At 69.1% G+C, this 16,891-nt stretch carries 18 protein-coding genes; 5 read left to right on the top strand and 13 right to left on the bottom strand.

What is annotated here, in order from left to right:
* Window positions 1-155 precede the first annotated feature (155 nt).
* The 3 genes from JOD27_RS46050 to JOD27_RS16140 all read right to left on the bottom strand — a co-directional run bounded on the left by JOD27_RS46050 (window position 156) and on the right by JOD27_RS16140 (window position 1,187).
* Window positions 156-290: a hypothetical protein gene (locus JOD27_RS46050; protein WP_275591692.1), complete on the bottom strand. Its 135-nt coding sequence runs from the start codon at window positions 288-290 to the stop codon at window positions 156-158.
* Between the two features lie 94 nt (window positions 291-384).
* On the bottom strand, window positions 385-864 hold the full coding sequence (locus JOD27_RS16145) for an SRPBCC family protein (RefSeq protein WP_204763065.1): 480 nt from the start codon (window positions 862-864) through the stop codon (window positions 385-387).
* Window positions 861-1,187, bottom strand: a complete 327-nt coding sequence (locus JOD27_RS16140) for an ArsR/SmtB family transcription factor (protein ID WP_204763064.1) — start codon at window positions 1,185-1,187, stop codon at window positions 861-863. The genes JOD27_RS16145 and JOD27_RS16140 overlap by 4 nt, the downstream gene beginning before the upstream one ends.
* Window positions 1,188-1,293: 106 nt before the next feature.
* Here JOD27_RS16140 and JOD27_RS16135 point away from each other — a divergent pair, with 106 nt between their 5' ends.
* Both JOD27_RS16135 and JOD27_RS16130 read left to right on the top strand, forming a co-directional pair.
* A complete protein-coding gene (locus JOD27_RS16135; RefSeq protein WP_204763063.1) occupies window positions 1,294-2,067 on the top strand; it encodes an META domain-containing protein in 774 nt (257 codons plus the stop codon).
* Window positions 2,068-2,198: 131 nt separating this feature from the next.
* Window positions 2,199-2,615, top strand: a complete 417-nt coding sequence (locus JOD27_RS16130; protein WP_204763062.1) for a DoxX family protein — start codon at window positions 2,199-2,201, stop codon at window positions 2,613-2,615.
* Here the strand turns inward: JOD27_RS16130 and JOD27_RS16125 are convergent.
* The 3 genes from JOD27_RS16125 to JOD27_RS16115 form a co-directional block, all read right to left on the bottom strand.
* Window positions 2,596-3,282, bottom strand: a complete 687-nt coding sequence (locus tag JOD27_RS16125) for a TIGR03089 family protein (RefSeq protein ID WP_204763061.1) — start codon at window positions 3,280-3,282, stop codon at window positions 2,596-2,598. The genes JOD27_RS16130 and JOD27_RS16125 overlap by 20 nt on opposite strands.
* Window positions 3,283-3,292: 10 nt before the next feature.
* On the bottom strand, window positions 3,293-4,489 hold the full coding sequence (locus tag JOD27_RS16120; RefSeq protein ID WP_204763060.1) for an LCP family protein: 1,197 nt from the start codon (window positions 4,487-4,489) through the stop codon (window positions 3,293-3,295).
* Window positions 4,490-4,557: 68 nt separating this feature from the next.
* Complete coding sequence (locus tag JOD27_RS16115; protein WP_307830153.1) at window positions 4,558-6,117, bottom strand: LCP family protein; 1,560 nt, start codon at window positions 6,115-6,117, stop codon at window positions 4,558-4,560.
* 108 nt (window positions 6,118-6,225) lie between these two features.
* Between JOD27_RS16115 and rfbB the strand changes: the two genes are divergently transcribed.
* Together rfbB and rfbD are read left to right on the top strand one after the other, a co-directional pair.
* Entirely contained in the window at window positions 6,226-7,212 is a 987-nt protein-coding gene (gene rfbB, locus JOD27_RS16110; protein ID WP_204763059.1) for a dTDP-glucose 4,6-dehydratase, read from the top strand.
* 3 nt (window positions 7,213-7,215) lie between these two features.
* A complete protein-coding gene (gene rfbD, locus JOD27_RS16105) occupies window positions 7,216-8,064 on the top strand; it encodes a dTDP-4-dehydrorhamnose reductase (protein ID WP_204763058.1) in 849 nt (282 codons plus the stop codon).
* A gap of 230 nt (window positions 8,065-8,294) precedes the next feature.
* Here rfbD and JOD27_RS16100 read toward each other — a convergent pair whose 3' ends face one another.
* The 6 genes from JOD27_RS16100 to JOD27_RS16075 all read right to left on the bottom strand — a co-directional run bounded on the left by JOD27_RS16100 (window position 8,295) and on the right by JOD27_RS16075 (window position 15,532).
* Window positions 8,295-9,377, bottom strand: coding sequence for a glycosyltransferase family 4 protein (locus JOD27_RS16100; RefSeq protein ID WP_204763057.1), 1,083 nt, complete (start codon window positions 9,375-9,377; stop codon window positions 8,295-8,297).
* Entirely contained in the window at window positions 9,370-11,862 is a 2,493-nt protein-coding gene (locus tag JOD27_RS16095) for a glycosyltransferase (protein ID WP_307830152.1), read from the bottom strand. Before JOD27_RS16095 ends, JOD27_RS16100 begins: the two co-directional genes overlap by 8 nt.
* Window positions 11,863-11,865: 3 nt before the next feature.
* Window positions 11,866-12,417, bottom strand: a complete 552-nt coding sequence (locus JOD27_RS16090; RefSeq protein ID WP_204763056.1) for a hypothetical protein — start codon at window positions 12,415-12,417, stop codon at window positions 11,866-11,868.
* A gap of 61 nt (window positions 12,418-12,478) precedes the next feature.
* The gene (locus tag JOD27_RS16085) at window positions 12,479-13,327 is read right to left on the bottom strand and encodes a glycosyltransferase family 2 protein (RefSeq protein WP_204763055.1); all 849 of its coding nucleotides are present in this window, start codon (window positions 13,325-13,327) and stop codon (window positions 12,479-12,481) included.
* Between the two features lie 25 nt (window positions 13,328-13,352).
* Window positions 13,353-14,480 (bottom strand): glycosyltransferase family 4 protein, encoded by a 1,128-nt coding sequence (locus tag JOD27_RS16080; RefSeq protein WP_204763359.1) that lies wholly within the window; start codon window positions 14,478-14,480, stop codon window positions 13,353-13,355.
* Between the two features lie 80 nt (window positions 14,481-14,560).
* A complete protein-coding gene (locus JOD27_RS16075; protein WP_204763054.1) occupies window positions 14,561-15,532 on the bottom strand; it encodes a glycosyltransferase family 4 protein in 972 nt (323 codons plus the stop codon).
* 20 nt (window positions 15,533-15,552) lie between these two features.
* On the opposite strand from JOD27_RS16075, the gene JOD27_RS16070 reads away from it, so the two are divergent.
* Window positions 15,553-16,461 (top strand): glycosyltransferase family 2 protein, encoded by a 909-nt coding sequence (locus JOD27_RS16070; protein WP_307830151.1) that lies wholly within the window; start codon window positions 15,553-15,555, stop codon window positions 16,459-16,461.
* 3 nt (window positions 16,462-16,464) lie between these two features.
* On the opposite strand, the gene JOD27_RS16065 is transcribed toward JOD27_RS16070, so the two are convergent.
* The gene (locus JOD27_RS16065; RefSeq protein WP_204763053.1) at window positions 16,465-16,869 is read right to left on the bottom strand and encodes a hypothetical protein; all 405 of its coding nucleotides are present in this window, start codon (window positions 16,867-16,869) and stop codon (window positions 16,465-16,467) included.
* Between the last annotated feature and the right edge of the window lie 22 nt (window positions 16,870-16,891).

Below are 16,891 nucleotides of genomic sequence, written 5' to 3'. Positions count from 1 at the left end.
TCCCGATCTCGGTGGCGGTGCACGCCTTTGATCGGGAGCCGCGCGACGAGCATTACAGGCCACGTCGGGTGGCATAGCCACTAAGCAGCCACGCACGTGCCGATCGCGTCACCGATCGCACCCCTTGGCGCCCAGCACGCAGGACGACTCAGGCGTCAGCGACCGGTCTCGGACGGGTACGGCGCGATCTGCCAGCGAGCACCGACCGTCGCGTTGGCCAGCGGGGCGGAGAGCACCGCGAAGCCGAGCATGAGGGCCACGGCTCCGAGGAAACCGAGGAAACGTCCCATGAGGCCGAACGTAACCGCCCACAACGTTCCCAACCGGAGGACCCGCGGCCACGGCCGGTGACTACGCTCCGCGTAAACGTCCGAAGTGGACGAATCACAGCGTCGCGAGAACCTCGCCCAGGCGCTCGTACGAACGGCCCGCGCCGTCAGCCATCCCGGTGGCCAGCACCGCGTCGCGAGCCTCCTGCGACACCAGACGCATCGCGGTCGTCATCGTCGTCTGGCCGCCGGACTCGACGAACTCGACCGTTGTCACGGCAGGCGGGTTGTCCTCGAAGTGTTCGGTGTGGACGATCCGCGAATGAGGCGAGACTTCCTGGTATTCGCCGTGCATCTCGAACGCGCCGGAACCGTCTGCCTGGGCCCAGCCGTAGCGCCACTTGCCGCCCACGCGCAGGTCGACCTCGCAGATCGGCATCTCCCAGCCGTCGGGGCCGAGCAGCCAGCGCTTGATCAGTGAGGGCTTGGTGAACGCGTCCCACACCAGCGAGGCGGGCGCGTCGAACGTGCGGGACATCGCGATCTCGGTGTCGGACGGGAGGGTCACGGTGGTGCCGAACTTGACGGTGGTCATTGCTCTGTCTCCTTCATCTCGGTCAAGAGTGCGTCCAGGCGTGCGTAGCTCGCATCCCAGAAGCGGCGGTAGTTCTCCGCCCACACGGCGACCTCCTTCAACGGCGTCGCGTCGAGCCGGCAGGGACGCCACTGGGCTTCCCTGCCACGGGTGATCAGGCCTGCCTTCTCCAGCACGCGCAGGTGTTTGGAGATCGCCGGGCCGCTGATGTCGAACGGCTCGGAGAGCTCCTTCACCGTCGCCGGGCCCTCGGTGAGCCGCGCGAGGATCGCCCGGCGGGTCGGGTCCGCCAGTGCGGCGAAGGTGGCGCTCAGCTGATCCATCTTGTACCTAACCGCTTGGTTATCTAACCGCTGGGTTAAGTAGAGCCCTCGCTGCCCGTCCTGTCAAGAGGGCAACCGAGGAGCGAGCGCGTTCCGTCCTAGGCTCATGACCAAGCGAATCCTCCTCGCCGCGCTCGTCGTCTCGCTGCTCGTCGTCGCGTCAGGTTGCGGTGGCAGGTCGGCGGGCGGCGCGCCGGGAAAAGACCTGCGCGGCAAGGTGTTCGTCTCCACCTCGGTCACCGAGCAGGGCAAGCCGCGTGCCCTGGTCGAGGGCACGTCGATCGAACTGAGCTTCACCGACGACGGCAGACTCATCGCCAGGGCGGGCTGCAACATGATGCAGGGCCGGGTTTCCCTCGGCGACGGGAAGTTGTCCGTCTCCGACCTCGGCAGCACCGCGATGGGCTGTCCGAACCCCGATCTGCACAAGCAGGACGAGTGGCTGTCGAAGCTGCTGAGTGCGGGCCCGTCGTGGGAGCTGGACGGCGGGAACCTGGTGATCACCGGATCGGACGCGGAGATCGTGCTCGGTACGGAGGCGCCCGCTGCCCTCGAAGGCGGCACCTGGACCGTCGACAGCCTCGTCACCGGCGACGCCGTCTCGTCGATCCCCGGAGCTGTCACCGCCACGGTCGCGTTCATGGACGGCAAGATCAACGTGTTCACCGGCTGCAACTCGGGTTCGGCCTCCTACAAGGTGGACGGCCGGGCGATCACGTTCACGTCGTTGCTGCACACCGAGAAGGTGTGCGGGCCGGACCAGACGCTCGTCGAGAAGGCCCTGCTGGGTGCGCTGTCCGGGCAGGTCACGTACAAGATCGACCGGCAGACGCTGTCGCTGACCAGCGCGAAGGGTGACGGCGTCCGTTTGCGGAAGTAGCACCTGAACCGAACCTGTGGGCTCGCTGTCGGGTTCCTGTCGTTTTCATAAGGTTGTTCAAACCCGTACTAGTTTGGTTCGAGGTTGAACGACAGGACCAGCAGAAACGACAGGATCGGGGAGCAAGCACCATGGTCAAGGACGTCGCCGCACTCATCGGCCGCATCGGGATCGGCATCGTGTTCGTCGCGCACGGCTGGCAGAAGTGGACCGAGTGGGGTCTCGCCGGCACGTCGGCGGCTTTCACGCAGATGGGCGTGCCGATGCCGGGTGTCTCGTCCGCGTTCGCCGCGACCGTCGAACTCGCCGGTGGCCTCGCGCTGATCGTCGGCCTCGCGCTGCCGATCGCCGGCGTGCTGCTCACGGTCAACATGCTCGGCGCGTTCCTGCTCGTCCACGCGTCCGGGCCGCTGATCGGTCAGGGTGGTTCCGAACTCGTCGTCGTGCTGGCCGCGGCCGCGCTCGCGCTCGGCTTCAACGGTGGCGCCTACTCGCTGGACCGCGTGCTGTTCAAGAACAACAAGGTGCTCAACCCAGCTGCAGCGTAGTTTTCTCGCTGTCCCGGCGCGCGGCCAACCGGCCCGCGTCGGGATTGCTCACCTGGACCAGTGAGCCACCGGCCGCCAGCACGGCCAGAAAGCCTTCCACCACACCGGAAGTGGGCACGTTCCACTCCAAAGTGGACAGCACGCGCGGCTCGGAGCCCAGTCCCGCACCCAGCTCGCGCGCTCGTGCGACCAGCTCGTCCACAGTGGACTCGCCGAGGGCAGGCGTCGAACCCGCGATCGGTTCCCACGGCGTGAAGTCGTCACCGTGCCCGCGCACGTCGTCCATGTAGTCGACGGGGGCGCCTGAGCCCAGGCCCCAGGTGTCGAGCGACGCCACGGCCACGACGTCCGCGTCCGCGGTCCCGCCCTTCGGCACCACGGCGACCTTCGCCTCGACGCCCGCACCCACGACGTGGGCGCCGCACCACCACGCGCCGAGCAACAGGCCCGCGGTCTGCCAGTGCGCGGGCAGCAGCACCGCCACCGCGTCACCTGGCTCGACGTCGTGCTCGTCCCGCAGCCAGTTCGCCGTCTTCGCGGCCCAGTTCGCGATGGTCGCGCGGGACAGCTCGATGCGCGAGCCCACCGCGTCGTCGTAATGCGTGATCAGCGGACGGCCGGAGTCGGCCTTCAGCAACGGCGTGAAGAGGATCTCGGTCACGCTCAACGCGGCACTCCTAGTCGACGCAGGGCACATCCTGCTGGGCGGCAGCCGCCACGGCCGGGAAGCCGTCCAGCGAGAGCAGCTTTCCAGCACCGAATCGCGACGGCGCGGTGGGGGTGCTGGAGGAAGGCGGCGTCGGCCTGGACTTCTCGCCGACCTGCTGTGCCACCCACGCCTTCACGGCCTCGCGGTCCACCGTGACCACGCTCTGCCCGCGTTCGTTGCGCGCGTCGATGTTCGTCACCGGGATCGTGGCGAACTCCACGTTGCCCGACGCGAGCCCCTGCGCCTGCGTGGCGAGCGTCGCCAGGTCGAGCTTCTCGTCCACCACGATCGATTTCGAGACCGCGTCCAGCAGCCCCTTCATCCGCGCGGGATCGGTGAACGTGCCCGCGGACAGCAGCTGCTTCATGGCCTGCGACATGAACACCTGCTGCCGCGCGATGCGGCCGAGGTCACCGCCGGGCATGTTCCGCTGCCGCACGAACGACAGCGCGTCGCCGCCGGAGACCACCTGCTCGCCCGCGCGGAAGTTCGCGCCGGAGTTCGGGTCGGACGTGCCCGCCTTCAGGCACACCTTCACGCCGCCGATCACCTCGGTCAGCAGGTAGAACCCGTAGAGGTTGACCTCGGCGTAGTGGTCGACGCGCATCCCCGTGAGGTCCTGCACCGCCTGCACCAGCGCCTTGCGCCCGGCCTCGTCGGACTTGCGCTCGCGCTCCTGCTGGTCGCTCACGCCCTCGGCCTGCAGCCGTTCGGCGGTCAGGAACTTCACCGCGCCGTACGCGGAGTTGATCTTGTCTTCGCGGTAGCCGGCGATCGGCACGTACGTGTCGCGGGGGATGGAGATCGCGGTGACCTTGCCGCCGTTGCGCGGTACCCGCATCACGATGATCGTGTCGGTGTTCACCGTGTCCGTGCCCTCGGTGCGCAACTGGCGCAACACGTCCGCGGGAAGCGGCCTGCCCTGGGCGTCCGTCCGGCTGTCGCTGCCCACCAGCAGGATGTCGACCGCACCGTCCTCGACGGGCGGCGAGTTCGGGATGTCCTGCAGCACCTCGAGGATCTGCGTGGTGTTGGTGTTCTGCTTCACGAGCTTCAGCGCGGCCCAGAAGTAGCCCGAGAAGGCCAGCGTCGTCACGGCGACCAGCGCGACGGCCGTCCGGCCGACGACCAGTGCGGTCTTCTTCGCGCGGGTGGCAGCGCTCAACGTTGGTCCTCCGTCGTGCTGGATTTGCGTGCTCAGCGTAACTATCGGAAGGCCGTTACACCGGGTTTTCAGTTCACGCAGACCAGTCCGCCCGCCGTGATGGGCGGAGCGCTGCTCGACGGGGCGGTCGACGACGTGCCGGGCGCGGCCTGCGGGTCGACGTCCTCGCCGTCGTTCGAAGCGGAGTAGTCGGTGCCGACGAAGACCTGCACCTGTCCTTTTCGGACGGACGCGTTCTCCTCGACCGTCACGTTCGGCCCGACCTCGGCCGCGACCTTGCGCGCCGCCCCTTCCTCACCGGCCGCGTACCGCACGACCGTCGTGTCGCTGTTCTGCGCCGAGTCGACGAACCCGCGCTTGAAACCCTTGGCGACCAACGCGTTCTGCACCTGGCTCGCGAGGCCCTGGATGCCTGCCGCGTTGTAGACGTTCACGGTGATCGACGAGTTCGGCGGCGCGGGCAGCGTCGTGGTGGGCGCCGACGACGAGCTCGACGGAGACTTGTCCGCCGCGAGGCTCGTGAGGAACTTCCGCACCTGGGCCGGATTCACCGGCAGCACGTTTCCGTCGCCGTACGTGTCCATCGGGTCGCCCACCGGGATGGTGCGGAACTCGATGTTGCCGCCCACCAGGCCCTGCATCTGCTCGGCGAACGTCGTGATGTCCCAGCCGTCGCTCAGGATCACGGACTTCTGCACGGCCTCGACCAGGCCGTTCAGCTTGCTCGGGTCGGTCAGCGTGCCGGTCGACAGCACCTTCTTCGCGAGTGCCCCGATGAACACCTGCTGCCGCACGATCCGGTCGAGGTCACCGCCGGGCAGGCCCTTGCGCTGCCGCACGAACGACAGCGCCCGCGCACCCTCGATCGTCTGCGGGCCAGCCTTGAAGTTCGCGCCGGAGTCGCTGTCCTGCGTGTCCTCCTTCACGCAGACCTCCACGCCGCCGATGGCCTTCGTGACCTCGTAGAAGCTGGCGAGGTTGACCTCGGCGTACCGGTCGATCCGCACGGTGCCGCCGGTCATGTTCTCGATCGTCTTGATCAGCGTCTTGCGCCCGGCCGCCATCGACTCGGTGCGGATCTTCTGCTCGTCGGTCTCGCCCTTGGCGCGCATCTCCTGGTCGACGGTGTTGCGCTTGCGGGCGAACGCGGAGTTGAGCTTGTGCTTGCCGAACCCCTCGGCGATCTCGACGTAGGAGTCGCGCGGGAACGAGATCGCGATCGCGCGCGTGCCGTCGACGGGGATGTGTACGAGGATCATCGTGTCGGTGTTCTGCTCACCGTCGGCGTACCCGCCGTTGAGCAGCGCCAGAGCTTCCTTCGACAGCGGGTTGCCCTGCGCGTCGGTGCGGCTGTCCATGCCGACCAGGAGGATGTCGACGGCGCCGTCGAGCGGCTTGCGCCCGGCGTCCTTCGCGATCTCGTCCTCGATGACCTTGGTCTTGACGATGCCGTTGTCGGCGGCCCGCAACTTGCCCCAGCCGTAGGACGTGACGAGGAGCACAGCAGCCGAAACCAGTGCCACGAAGATCTTTCCGGCCGTGAGGAGGGCGCGCAGAGCCGTTGACGGTCGGGTCCCCTCCACCCTGACCGGCAGACTCCCGCCTTCCACAGCCGTTTCCTCCCCCACCACGTCGAGTTTAGTCGTTTATAGGACACACGACGTGACGTTGCTGTGGGTTGCAGCGATTAGGTACGTGACAGACTGCGAGCGGGGACACCACAGGAGGAAATGAGCATGCGCGTACTGGTGACAGGTGGGGCCGGCTTCATCGGCTCGCACTACGTGCGGGAGTTGGTGAGCGGCTCGTATCCGGCCTTCGCGGGTGCCGAAGTCGTGGTGCTCGACAAGCTCACCTACGCGGGCAGCGAGACCAACCTCGCGCCGGTCGCCGGCAAGTTCGAGTTCGTGCGCGGCGACATCTGCGACGCCGAAGTCGTGGCCGAGCACATGCGCGGCGTCGACGTGGTCGTGCACTTCGCCGCCGAGTCGCACGTCGACCGCTCCATCACCGGGTCGGCCGACTTCGTGCTGACCAACGTGCTGGGCACGCAGACCCTGCTGCAGGGCGCGCTGAACGCGGGCGTCGGCCGGTTCGTGCACGTCTCGACGGACGAGGTCTACGGCTCCATCGACAACGGTTCGTGGTCGGAGACGCACATCCTCGAGCCCAACTCCCCGTACTCGGCGTCCAAGGCCTCCTCCGATCTGCTCGCCCGTGCGTTCCACCGCACCCACGGCCTGCCGGTGAGCATCACCCGGTGTTCGAACAATTACGGGCCGTATCAGTTCCCCGAAAAGGTAATTCCCCTCTTCGTCACCAATTTGATCGATGGCAAGAAGGTGCCCCTTTACGGCGACGGCCTGAACGTGCGCGACTGGCTGCACGTCGACGACCACTGCCGCGGCATCCAGCTCGTCGCCGAGGGCGGCCGGCCGGGTGAGATCTACAACATCGGCGGCGGCACCGAGCTCACCAACCGCGAGCTGACCGAGAAGCTGCTGGCCGCGACGGGCCGCGACTGGTCGTTCGTCGAGCCGGTGACCGACCGCAAGGGCCACGACCGCCGCTACTCCGTCGACATCTCCAAGATCTCGTCCGAACTGGGTTACGCGCCGCGCGTCGACTTCACCGTCGGTCTCGCCGACACGGTCGAGTGGTACCGCGAGAACCGCGCCTGGTGGGAGCCGCTCAAGGAGCGCGCGGCGCTGGCGAAGGGCTGAGCGTTGATCCTCGTTCCCGGTGGTCGCGGCCAGCTCGGCCACGACCTCGCAGCCCTTTCCTCCGACGTCCGCGCGGTGTCGTCCGCCGAGCTCGACGTGACCGAGGTGTCCCCTGCCGATCTCGCGGGCGCCTCCGCGGTGATCAACTGCGCCGCCTACACCGCGGTCGACGCGGCCGAGACGGACGAGGACCGCGCGTTCGCGGTCAACGCCGTCGGCGCCGGCCTGCTCGCCGAAGCATGCGCTTCCGTTGGCATTCCGTTGATCCACGTGTCGACGGACTACGTCTTCTCCGGTGACGGGACGCGGCCGTACGAGCCTTCCGACCCGGTCGGCCCGAAATCCGCGTACGGTCGCACGAAACTCGAAGGCGAACGCCGTGTGCTTAACGCGGGCGGCTGGGTCGTGCGCACCTCGTGGGTCTACGGCGTGCAGGGCACGAACTTCGTGAAAACCATTGCGGCACTGGAATCCTCCCGCCCGTCGCTGTCCGTTGTGGACGATCAGCGCGGCTCGCCGACGTGGTCCCACGACCTCGCGGCAGGCCTTCTCGAGCTGGCCTCGGTTCTGCCGGAGCAACGTCTCCTGCACGCCACCGGCGGTGGCGAAACGACGTGGTTCCGTTTCGCACAGGCGATTTTCGAGGAACTGGGCGCCGACCCGGCCCGCGTGCAGCCGTGCACCACGGCCGACTTCCCGCGCCCGGCCCCGCGACCCGCCTACTCGGTGCTGTCGGGTGCGGCGTGGGCAGCAGCGGGACTACGTCCGTTGCCGCACTGGCGAAGCGCCCTTTCGGAGGCAATCAAGGCTGGTGTGGTAGCTCCCCGTACCGGTGCTGCGCCATTGGAGTGACCGGTCTGGCACGGCTGTTCCAAGTGCGGGAACCTGTTCGGCATGTTCGATTCCGGGCGCAACCCCCAGCGTCCCGCGACAGCGGATTCCGATCGGCAGCGCTTCCTGAAGTGCGTTGCCGTTGTCACGGGCTCGCGGCAGGTGTCGCTGAGCCAGCTCGACAGGTACTCGCCGAGGCCGCACTCTCGGTGAAGTCGTTGGGGCGTCAGGTTTCCTGACGCCCCGCAGCGCTACGCCCTGCTCTTCCGGTACGCCTCGACGGTCTTCTCCGCGCACCGCCGCCAGGTGAACCCGGCCGCGTACGCGCGCCGCTCGGCCTGAGCCGCGGGAGTGGCCGGTGCCGCGACGGCCTGAGCCATCCCCTCGGCCAGTGCCTCGACGTCTCCGACCGGCACGTGCAACGCGTGCCCGCCGGCGACCTCGCGCAGCGCGGGCACGTCCGAGCACACCACTGGAACGTTGCACGCCAACGCTTCCAGCACCGGCAGCCCGAAACCCTCGTCCCGTGACGGCAGCACCAGAGCGGTCGCCCCGGCGACGACCGACCGCAGGTGCACGTCCGACAGGTACCCGGTCCGCAGCACCCGACCGTCCACTCCGGACCGGCCGGGCCCCACGATCACCAGCGGTGGCAACGACGGATCCGCCGCGTGCGCCTTGATCAGGTACTCGAGGCCCTTGCGCGGCCCGTCCGCTCCCACGAACAGCAGGTACTCCGACGGCAGCCCCAACCGGCCGCGCAAAGTCACCGACGGCGGCCGGGACGCGAACCAGGCCGGGTCGACGCCGAGCGGCGTGACCACGATCTTCTCCAGCGGCACCGAGAACCGGTCGGCCACGACGGAAGCGACGGCCGCGGTCGGTGTGCAGATCACGTCCGCGCGCTGGGCCGACAGCCGGACCAGTTCCGGCAGCCGGTGGTCGGACGGCGGCAGGTCGCCGGGTGAGTCCAGGAAAGCCAGGTCGTGGATCGTCACCACGCGTCCGGCTCGAATGGTCGGCGGCAGCACGAAGTTCGTGCCGTGCATGACGTCGGAGAACCCCGCCAGCAGCTCGACCGGCGGGAACGGGGCGCGCAGCCACAGCTGGCGCAGCGCCCGTGCCGCGACGGGCAGGCCGCGGGCGGTGACGTCGTGCGGCAACACCGTCCGCAGCGCGCGCCAGCCGCGCAACGTGAAGGCGACCGCCCGTACGTCGGCCTCCTCCGGCATGGAAGCCAGTTCTTCCGCCAGGGCCGCGGTGTAGCGGCCGATTCCTGTGCGATGTCCGAGCAGGGGTGTGCCGTCGAGCAGCACGGAGAGAGCTCTAGCCATGACGTCCACCACGCGCGATCTTGCGCAGACGCCCCGTCGCCCGCTTGGCCAACTCGGTCGGGCCACCCGCGTCCAGGTACTCGCGCACCAGTTGCAGGTCCCGCTTCACCTTGTCCGCCTTGCTCAACCCCGGTGTGCGCACCAGGGGTGCGGAGCCAGGCAGACGGTCCGCGGCCGGCCTGGGGTCGCGGCAGAACTCCGCCAGCGGCGCGAGCGCCGTCTCCCAGGTGAACCGTTCGCGGACGACGGCGATGCGCTCACGGCACGCGGCCGCGAACTCGTCGTCGTAGAGCACCTTCTCCAGCGCGTCGGCCAGTGCCTCCGGATCCTCCGGCGGCACGACGACGCCCAAACCTTCCCGCACCACCAGGTCCGCGAACGAGTCGCCGGACGTGGTGACGATCGGCAGCCCCGCCCACAGGTAGTCGAGCACCCGCGTGCGGAACGCGAACGTGGTCTCCACGTGCTCGTAATGCGTTGTGACGCCACAGGACGCGTCGAGCAGGAAGTTCTGCCGGTCCTGGTACGGCACCCAGCCGTCGTTGAAGAACACGGTCGAACCGGTCAGCTCCAGCGACGCCGACAACGCGCGCGTCTGGCCGGCGATGTCCATGTCCGGCACCTCGGGGTTCGGGTGCTTCATGCCGAGGAAGAACAGCTTCGCGTCGGAACGCCGCGTGCGCAGCCGGTCCATCGCGTGGATCAACGACAGCGGGTCGAACCACGAGTAGACGCCACCGGCCCAGATCACGACCTTGTCGGTGTCCGAGATGCCCGGCACCACACCCTTGACGGCAGGGCCGGTGCGCTGCGGCGGCTTGCCCGACAGTCCGAAGGGGACGATCCCGAGCAACGACTGCGTCGTGGGGTCGTTGTCGTACAACGTCGGCGTGAGACGGCCGAGTGCGGCCAGGTGGCCGAGCCAGAAGTGACGCTGCCGTTCCGACGCGCACAGGAAGAAGTCGCCGCGTTCGAGCTGCGTGTTCAGCACCCGCGTGACGGTCTCGAGGTCGAGGGCGCGCTTCTCGTCGGTGTCGTCCTTGCCCTGTTCCAGCAGTTCGAGGTGCATCGGGTCGTACATGTCGCAGACCACGATCTTGGTCGACGACGGCCTCTTCAGCTCGCCGATCATCTCCAGCGCGTGGCCCTGCAGCACGACCACGTCCGCCCACGCGACGTGCGGCGGCAGTTCCTTCGGCCGGGCGCGTTCGACGGCGAACGGCGCGTCCGGCGGCACGCACAACGGGTTGGTCGTGACCAGCCGCACCTGGTGCTCGCCGGACAGCACGTCGGCCATGTGCCAGGCGCGGATCGCGGGGCCCGCCATCCGGTCGGAGATCGCGTCGCCGGTGATCACCAGGATCTTGCGCGGCTTGCCGAACACCTCGTCCAGGCCGAGGACGTCGACGAGGATGTCGTGCGCCGCGAGGTAACGCGGCAGGGGATAGGCCGGTTCCAACGCCTTGCGCATCAACGGCACCAGGTCGGTGTCGGACCTGCGGCGCGCGGCCTGCTCGATCTTGCGCGACTCGGCCAGCGACGGCATCAGCTCGACGAACTGGTCGATCGCGAGGAACCCGGCCAGCGCCTGCCGGGGCACCCCGACCGGCTCGCGGTCCAGCGCGGGGTCCGACGGCCTGCGGGTGATCTCCAGCTGCGTCGGGTCGATCTCACCGCGTGCGGTGGCCCTGCGCACGCACAACGCCAGCGCGGCGGGCAGCACCTTGGCGAGCGTCTCGTCGGAGAAGTTCTTGTACAGCGACGCGAGTGCGTTGCGCTCCAGCAGGTACAGCTCGCGGCTGTGGTCGATCGAGGTCATCGACGCGTGGTGGCGGTGGAACGTGAGCGACGCGGGCTCGTAGCGGATCCGCCAGCCGCGGAGGTTGAGCCGCCAGCCGAGGTCGACGTCCTCGTAGAACATGAAGAACCGGTCGTCGAACCCGCCGAGCTCGCGGTAGACCTCCGCGCGCACGAACATCGCCGACCCGGTGCCGAACAGCACGTCCTGCGGGATGTCGTACGCGCCGGTGTCGTCCTGCCCGGCGTGGCGCTTGTAGCCCATGCCGAACCAGGTCAGCCCGCCGTCGACGAAGTCGATCTTCTGGCCTTCCCAGTCGAGCACCTTGCTCGCGACCGCGGCGACCGACGGCTCCGCGTGGAAGACCCTGATCGCGGTCTTGATCCAGTCGCGGTCCGCACGCGCGTCGTTGTTCAGGAACGCCAGCACGCTGCCGGTGGCGTGCTCGACACCGAGGTTGCAGCCGCCCGCGAACCCGAGGTTCCGGTCCGACGTGATGATCTTCGCGCCGGGGAGCTCCGCCTTGAGCCGCGCGGTGTCGTGCGCCTCGTTGTCGACGACGATCACCTGCAACAACTCGGCCGGGTAGTCCACCTCGGCGAGCCCGCGCACGCAGGTGACGGTGTCCTCAGCGCCGTGGTAGTTGACGACGACGACGGACACGACAGGCAGTGATGCGCGATCCACGTGCTAAGCCTGCCTCATCACTCTGCGCGCCCGCAGTGTGGTTGCACAGATCAGCAGCAACAAGATCGCGATTGGTACCCCGAACACCCAGTCGCCGGACCAGTCGTTGCGGTCGGCGAGCAACGGCCGCATCAGCGGGTGCCGCAGCACGGTGGCCGGTCCCGGCACCATCTTCTTGTCCTGCTCGCCCAATACGACGATCCGCAGCTGCGCGCCGTCGGGGCAGGTGACGTGGTGCGCGAAGGCGGGGTTGTCGGGCCGGGGGAGGTCCTCGACGCTCGTGATCACGCACGTCTGCGGCGTCGCGAGCACGTCCATCAACGCGCGGTGACCGTCGCCGACCAGCACCGCCGTGCCGGGGATCACGACCATGAACGCGGGCAGCACCAGCCACGCCGGGCCGAGCTTGCCCACTCCCCACGCGAACGCGAGCGACAGCAGGCAGCACGGGGCGAGCACCGCGAGCTCGTACCGCTCGGGCACGATCGCGCCCAGCACGACCGCGGCGGCGATCGCGACCAGCCCGATCACGATGAGTGGTAGTGGTCGCCTCACGGCTGCCTCCTCATGCTGGGAGGACGCCCACGACCGGAGCAGGTTCCCAGGGGCCGGCGGCTCAACCCCGTGTGAGGATCTTCACCCGCAGTGTCAGCCCTGCCTTCACCAGCAACCGGAACGGCGCCCACAGCGCGCCCTGGTGCCGGTCGGCGAGGTAGCGGTAGGCGCTGCGGTGGTGCTCACGCAGCATCCGGTCCGACGACCGCGCGGTGGCGTGACCGCCGATGTGCGTGACCTCGGCGTCGGGCACGTAGACGCACTGCCAGCCGGCCCTGGTGACGCGGTCGCCGAGATCCACGTCCTCGAAGTACATGAAGTAGCGCTCGTCGAAGCCCTTGACCGAGTCGAACGCCTCGCGCCGCATCAGGAAGCAGCTGCCCGACAGCCATCCGGCGGTCCGCTCGACCGGCGTCTTCTCCTGCCGGTACGCGCGCGTCCACGGGTTCGACTTCCAGAACGAGCCGAACACCGCGTGCCCGAGACCGCGGCCCAGCGAGGGCAGCAGCCGTGCCGACGGGTACACCTCACCGTTCGGCTCGCGGATCAGCGGCCCGAACATGCCGCCCCGAGGCCACCGCGAACCGGCCTCGATCAACGTGTCGACGCTGCCCGGCGCGAACTCGATGTCCGGGTTGGCGATCAGCACCCAGCCGACGTCCTGCCCGAACGCCGCCACACCGATGTTCGCGGCCCGGCCGTAGCCGAGGTTGCCGCCGGTCGGCAGGAACGTGACGTGCTCGCGTTCTCGGGCGATCTGTTCCGGCACGCCGTCGGTGGAACCGTTGTCGGCGAGGATCACCTGCACCGAGCGGGTCGTCGCCTTCGCGAGGGTGTCCACGAACGGTGCCAGCGTCTCGCCCGGCGAGTACGTGACCGTCACGACACCAAGTCCGTCGCCGTAGTTCACGCGCGACACAGTAGTGGCTCGCGTTTCACCGGCGGCGGCGCACCAGCACCGCCCGCTCGTAGGCGAGCCGGTGGCGTTCGGCGCTCACCGCCCAGGAGAAGTCCTTCGCGCGTCGCTGTCCGGAAGCTGCCAGGGCCGAGCGGCGGGCGGGATCGTCCAACAGATCGGCGATCGCCGCCGCGATGTCCCCCGCTCCGACACCGCAGTACGCGACCGCCTCGCCACCGACCTCTGGCAGCGACAGTCTTCGGGTCGTGAGCACGCAGGCGCCGCACGCCATCGCTTCGAGCACCGGCAGGCCGAAGCCCTCGCCGAGCGACGGGTACGCCACCAGCTGGGCGCCGCCGAGGAAGCCCGCGAGCTGTTCGAACGGCAGGTAGCCGGCCCTGATCACGCGGATCCGGTGCGGCACCGAGTCGAGCGCGCGTTCGACCTGGCTGTCCCAGCCGGGCTGGCCGGCGAGCACGAGCGCGGGCGGGTCGGTGCGGCCGACCATCGCCTGGGCGAACCCGCGGATCAGCGCGGGGACGTTCTTGCGCGGCTCCAGCGCGCCGAGGAACGCCACGTATGGCGTGTCGCCCAACGACAGCGTCCGCCGGACCGTGGTGATCTCGTCCGGCGACGGCGGGTGGAACCGTTCGGTGTCGACGCCGTGCTGCGCGATGTGCAGGACGCGGCTGTCGGCTCCGGCGACGCGCACCAGCTCGGCGGACGTCGCCTGGGACGGCACCACGCACAGATCCGCGCGCTTCAACGAGGCGCGGGTCCACGCCCGGAAGAAGCGCGCCTTGACCGACGAGTGCAGCACGGGGTCGGTGAAGAACGTGGCGTCGTGCAGCGTCACGACCGATGCGGCCTTGCTGGCCAACGGAAGTGTGTAGTGCGGTGAGTGCACGACGTCGACTCCGAGCGACCGCACCAGGCGCGGCAACGTCGTCTGCTCCCAGGCCAGCCGGGCTGTCCTGGTGGCGACGGCGTCGGCGGCCCGCACGACGCGGGCGTTCGGTGCGATCTTGGTGTAGAGCTCTTCGTCGCGCGGCTGGCACACGACGGACAACCTGGTGCCGTCGGCGTCCAGTGCCGCGACGAGCGAATCCACGTAACGGCCGACGCCACCCCGGTCTGCGGGAACCGCGGTGGCGTCGATCAGCACGCTGGGTTCGGCGGTCGGCACGATCAGCTAGCGTAATGTCAGTTGCGAATGCGTTTAGCGAGAATGCGCTAATCCGGTCGTTACATGTGCGTGTCCCAGACACCTCGTGCGGTCTTTTCCCAGGTGAACTCACTCGCGCGGGTGAAAGCGGCCGCGATGGTGTGATGCGGATCCATCAACACTTGCCGCAAACCTTCCGTCAAAGAGCCCAGATCCCCGCGCCGAACGGCCGTTCCAGCACCGCCGGCGACCTCGACGAGAGCGGGGTCGTCGGAGTGCACGACGGGGACGCCGGCGGCCATCGCCTCCAGCACCGGCAGCCCGAAACCCTCGGCCAGACTGGGTGCCGCGAGCACCGTCGCACCGGCCAGCACCGACGCCAGCCGTTCGTCGGAAACCTTGCCCAGCAACGTGACGTGCGGCGCGCGCAGATCAACGCCGCCCCAGCCCCGCGGCCCGATCACGACCAGCGGCACGTCCAGCCGCTCGGTCGCCTTCACCAACAGGTCGAAGCCCTTGCGCGGCTCGATCGTGCCGATGGCGAGCACGTAGCGTCCTGGAAGATCGTGTGGCTTCTCGCCCACGAGCCTGGTGACTCCGTTGGGCACTACGTGCACCGGAACCTCGACGCGCACGTGGTCCCGCAGTTGGTCCGCGACCGCCTTCGTCGGTACGACAAGTGCTTTCGCGGTGGCGGCCGCTTTCGCGATGACCTTGCGGTGCCACGCGACACCGCGCGGCGTGAGCGTCTCCGGATGTGTCCACGGCACGACGTCGTGCACCGTCACGACCGCGCCCGGCAGCGGGGCGAGCGGCGTGGGGGCGTGCACGTGCGGGCCGAGCTTCGGTGGCAGTCCCCGTTCCCACAACGCCACCAGCGCCCGGCGCGGCAGCCTGATCACGCGGTCCGCGTTCGCCGTCGCCGCGGTGGTCACCGTCCAGCCGCTGGGCGCGGTCTCCCGCAGGGCCTTCAGCAGTTCCGCCGTGTAGCGGCCGGTGCCGCCGGGGACGGGGGCGTTGAGTTGCTCGGTCAGCACTACGAGCTCGGGCACGTCGCGTACCGTCTCACGCCGTGTCGGCACTCAGCACCGTGGTGGTCGTGACGTGGCGCGGACGTGACCACATCACGGCCTGCCTGGACGCTCTCGCAGCCCAGAAGAGTCCACATAGGACGATCATTGTCGACAACGCGTCCGATGACGGCACAGCCTCGTTGATCAGCGGACATGAGGTCGTGCGGCTGCCGCGCAACCGCGGCTACGCGGGCGGTCTGGCCGCCGTGCTCGGCATGATCGACACCCCGTACGTCGCGTGGCTCAACGACGACGCCGTGCCGGATCCGTCGTGGCTGACCGAGCTGGAGAACGCGCTGGAGGCCGAGGCGGACGCGGCCGCCGCCACCTCGTCGATCCTGCTGACGGACGGCTCGACGCAGTCCGTCGGTGTGGCGTTGACCTCGGACGGCCACGGCAAGGACGTGGTGCTCGCCGGGCGCGAGGTGTTCGGGTTCTGCGGTGGCGCGGCTCTGCTGCGGACGTCCGAGCTCCGCGCTGTGGGCGGTGTGCCGGCCGACTTCTTCTGTTATTACGAGGACACCGACACGGCCTGGCGGCTGCGGCTGGCCGGGCATCGGGTGATCTCGGTCGGACCGGCGCGGGTGCGGCATCGGCACGGGGCGAGCACACAGCCGGGTTCTCCGCTCTTCCACCGGTGGAACGAGCGGAACCGGTTGCTGATGCTGTTGCGGTGCGCGCCGATTCTGGTGGCGTTGCGCGAGTTCGCGCGGTTCCTGGCGATCACGGCGTTGCTGCCGGTGCGCGGGAACGTGCCCGACGCGGCGAACTTCCGGATCGGACTGCGGTTGCGAGTGCTCGGCGAGGTGCTGCTCAGAATGCCGGTGACGGTCGTCCAGCGACTCGTGATCGGCGTGCGGTCGAAGATCGCCCGCGGTGTGGTGTGGCGTGACTGGGCAGGGCGTTAGCCCTCACATGTCTCCGCTGAGGCGCTGCGACAGCGAGCTGCGGGTCTGCTGGTGGTTCGAGACGGTGGGGATCACACCCGGCTGCACGACCTGGGTGATCTCCGCGTCATCCGCGACCGGCCTCGGCTGCTGCGGCAACGGCTGCTGGGGCGGCTGCTGAGCCTGCACGGGCTGGGCCCGCATCGGCTGGGGTGGCCGCTGCTGCCCCATCTGTCCCATCTGTCCCGGCGGCAGGATCATCGTCGAGTCCGGGTCCAGCCGCGGGTCCACGGCGTTGACCAGCGTGCGAGGGATCTGGAGCGTGTCGGACGCGTCCATCGGGGACGTCATGTTGTCCGGTGTCACGATGTTCCGCCCACGTGCGCGGGCGCGGGCGAGCATGGCGTCGGCCCGGTCGCGGGGGTCCATGTCGGATTTAGCTCCTTGCCGG

This window comes from Lentzea nigeriaca (assembly GCF_016907955.1).
GTDB lineage: Bacteria > Actinomycetota > Actinomycetes > Mycobacteriales > Pseudonocardiaceae > Lentzea > Lentzea nigeriaca.
Note: the sequence above shows the minus strand (reverse complement) of the source record. Positions and strands in the feature narration are given on the sequence as shown.

Coding starts and splice junctions, on each gene's coding strand:
- JOD27_RS46050 (WP_275591692.1), bottom strand. CDS start 290: ATGGGACGTTTCCTCGGTTTCCTCGGAGCCGTGGCCCTCATGCTCGGC.
- JOD27_RS16145 (WP_204763065.1), bottom strand. CDS start 864: ATGACCACCGTCAAGTTCGGCACCACCGTGACCCTCCCGTCCGACACC.
- JOD27_RS16140 (WP_204763064.1), bottom strand. CDS start 1,187: ATGGATCAGCTGAGCGCCACCTTCGCCGCACTGGCGGACCCGACCCGC.
- JOD27_RS16135 (WP_204763063.1), top strand. CDS start 1,294: ATGACCAAGCGAATCCTCCTCGCCGCGCTCGTCGTCTCGCTGCTCGTC.
- JOD27_RS16130 (WP_204763062.1), top strand. CDS start 2,199: ATGGTCAAGGACGTCGCCGCACTCATCGGCCGCATCGGGATCGGCATC.
- rfbB (WP_204763059.1), top strand. CDS start 6,226: ATGCGCGTACTGGTGACAGGTGGGGCCGGCTTCATCGGCTCGCACTAC.
- JOD27_RS16100 (WP_204763057.1), bottom strand. CDS start 9,377: ATGGCTAGAGCTCTCTCCGTGCTGCTCGACGGCACACCCCTGCTCGGA.
- JOD27_RS16065 (WP_204763053.1), bottom strand. CDS start 16,869: ATGGACCCCCGCGACCGGGCCGACGCCATGCTCGCCCGCGCCCGCGCA.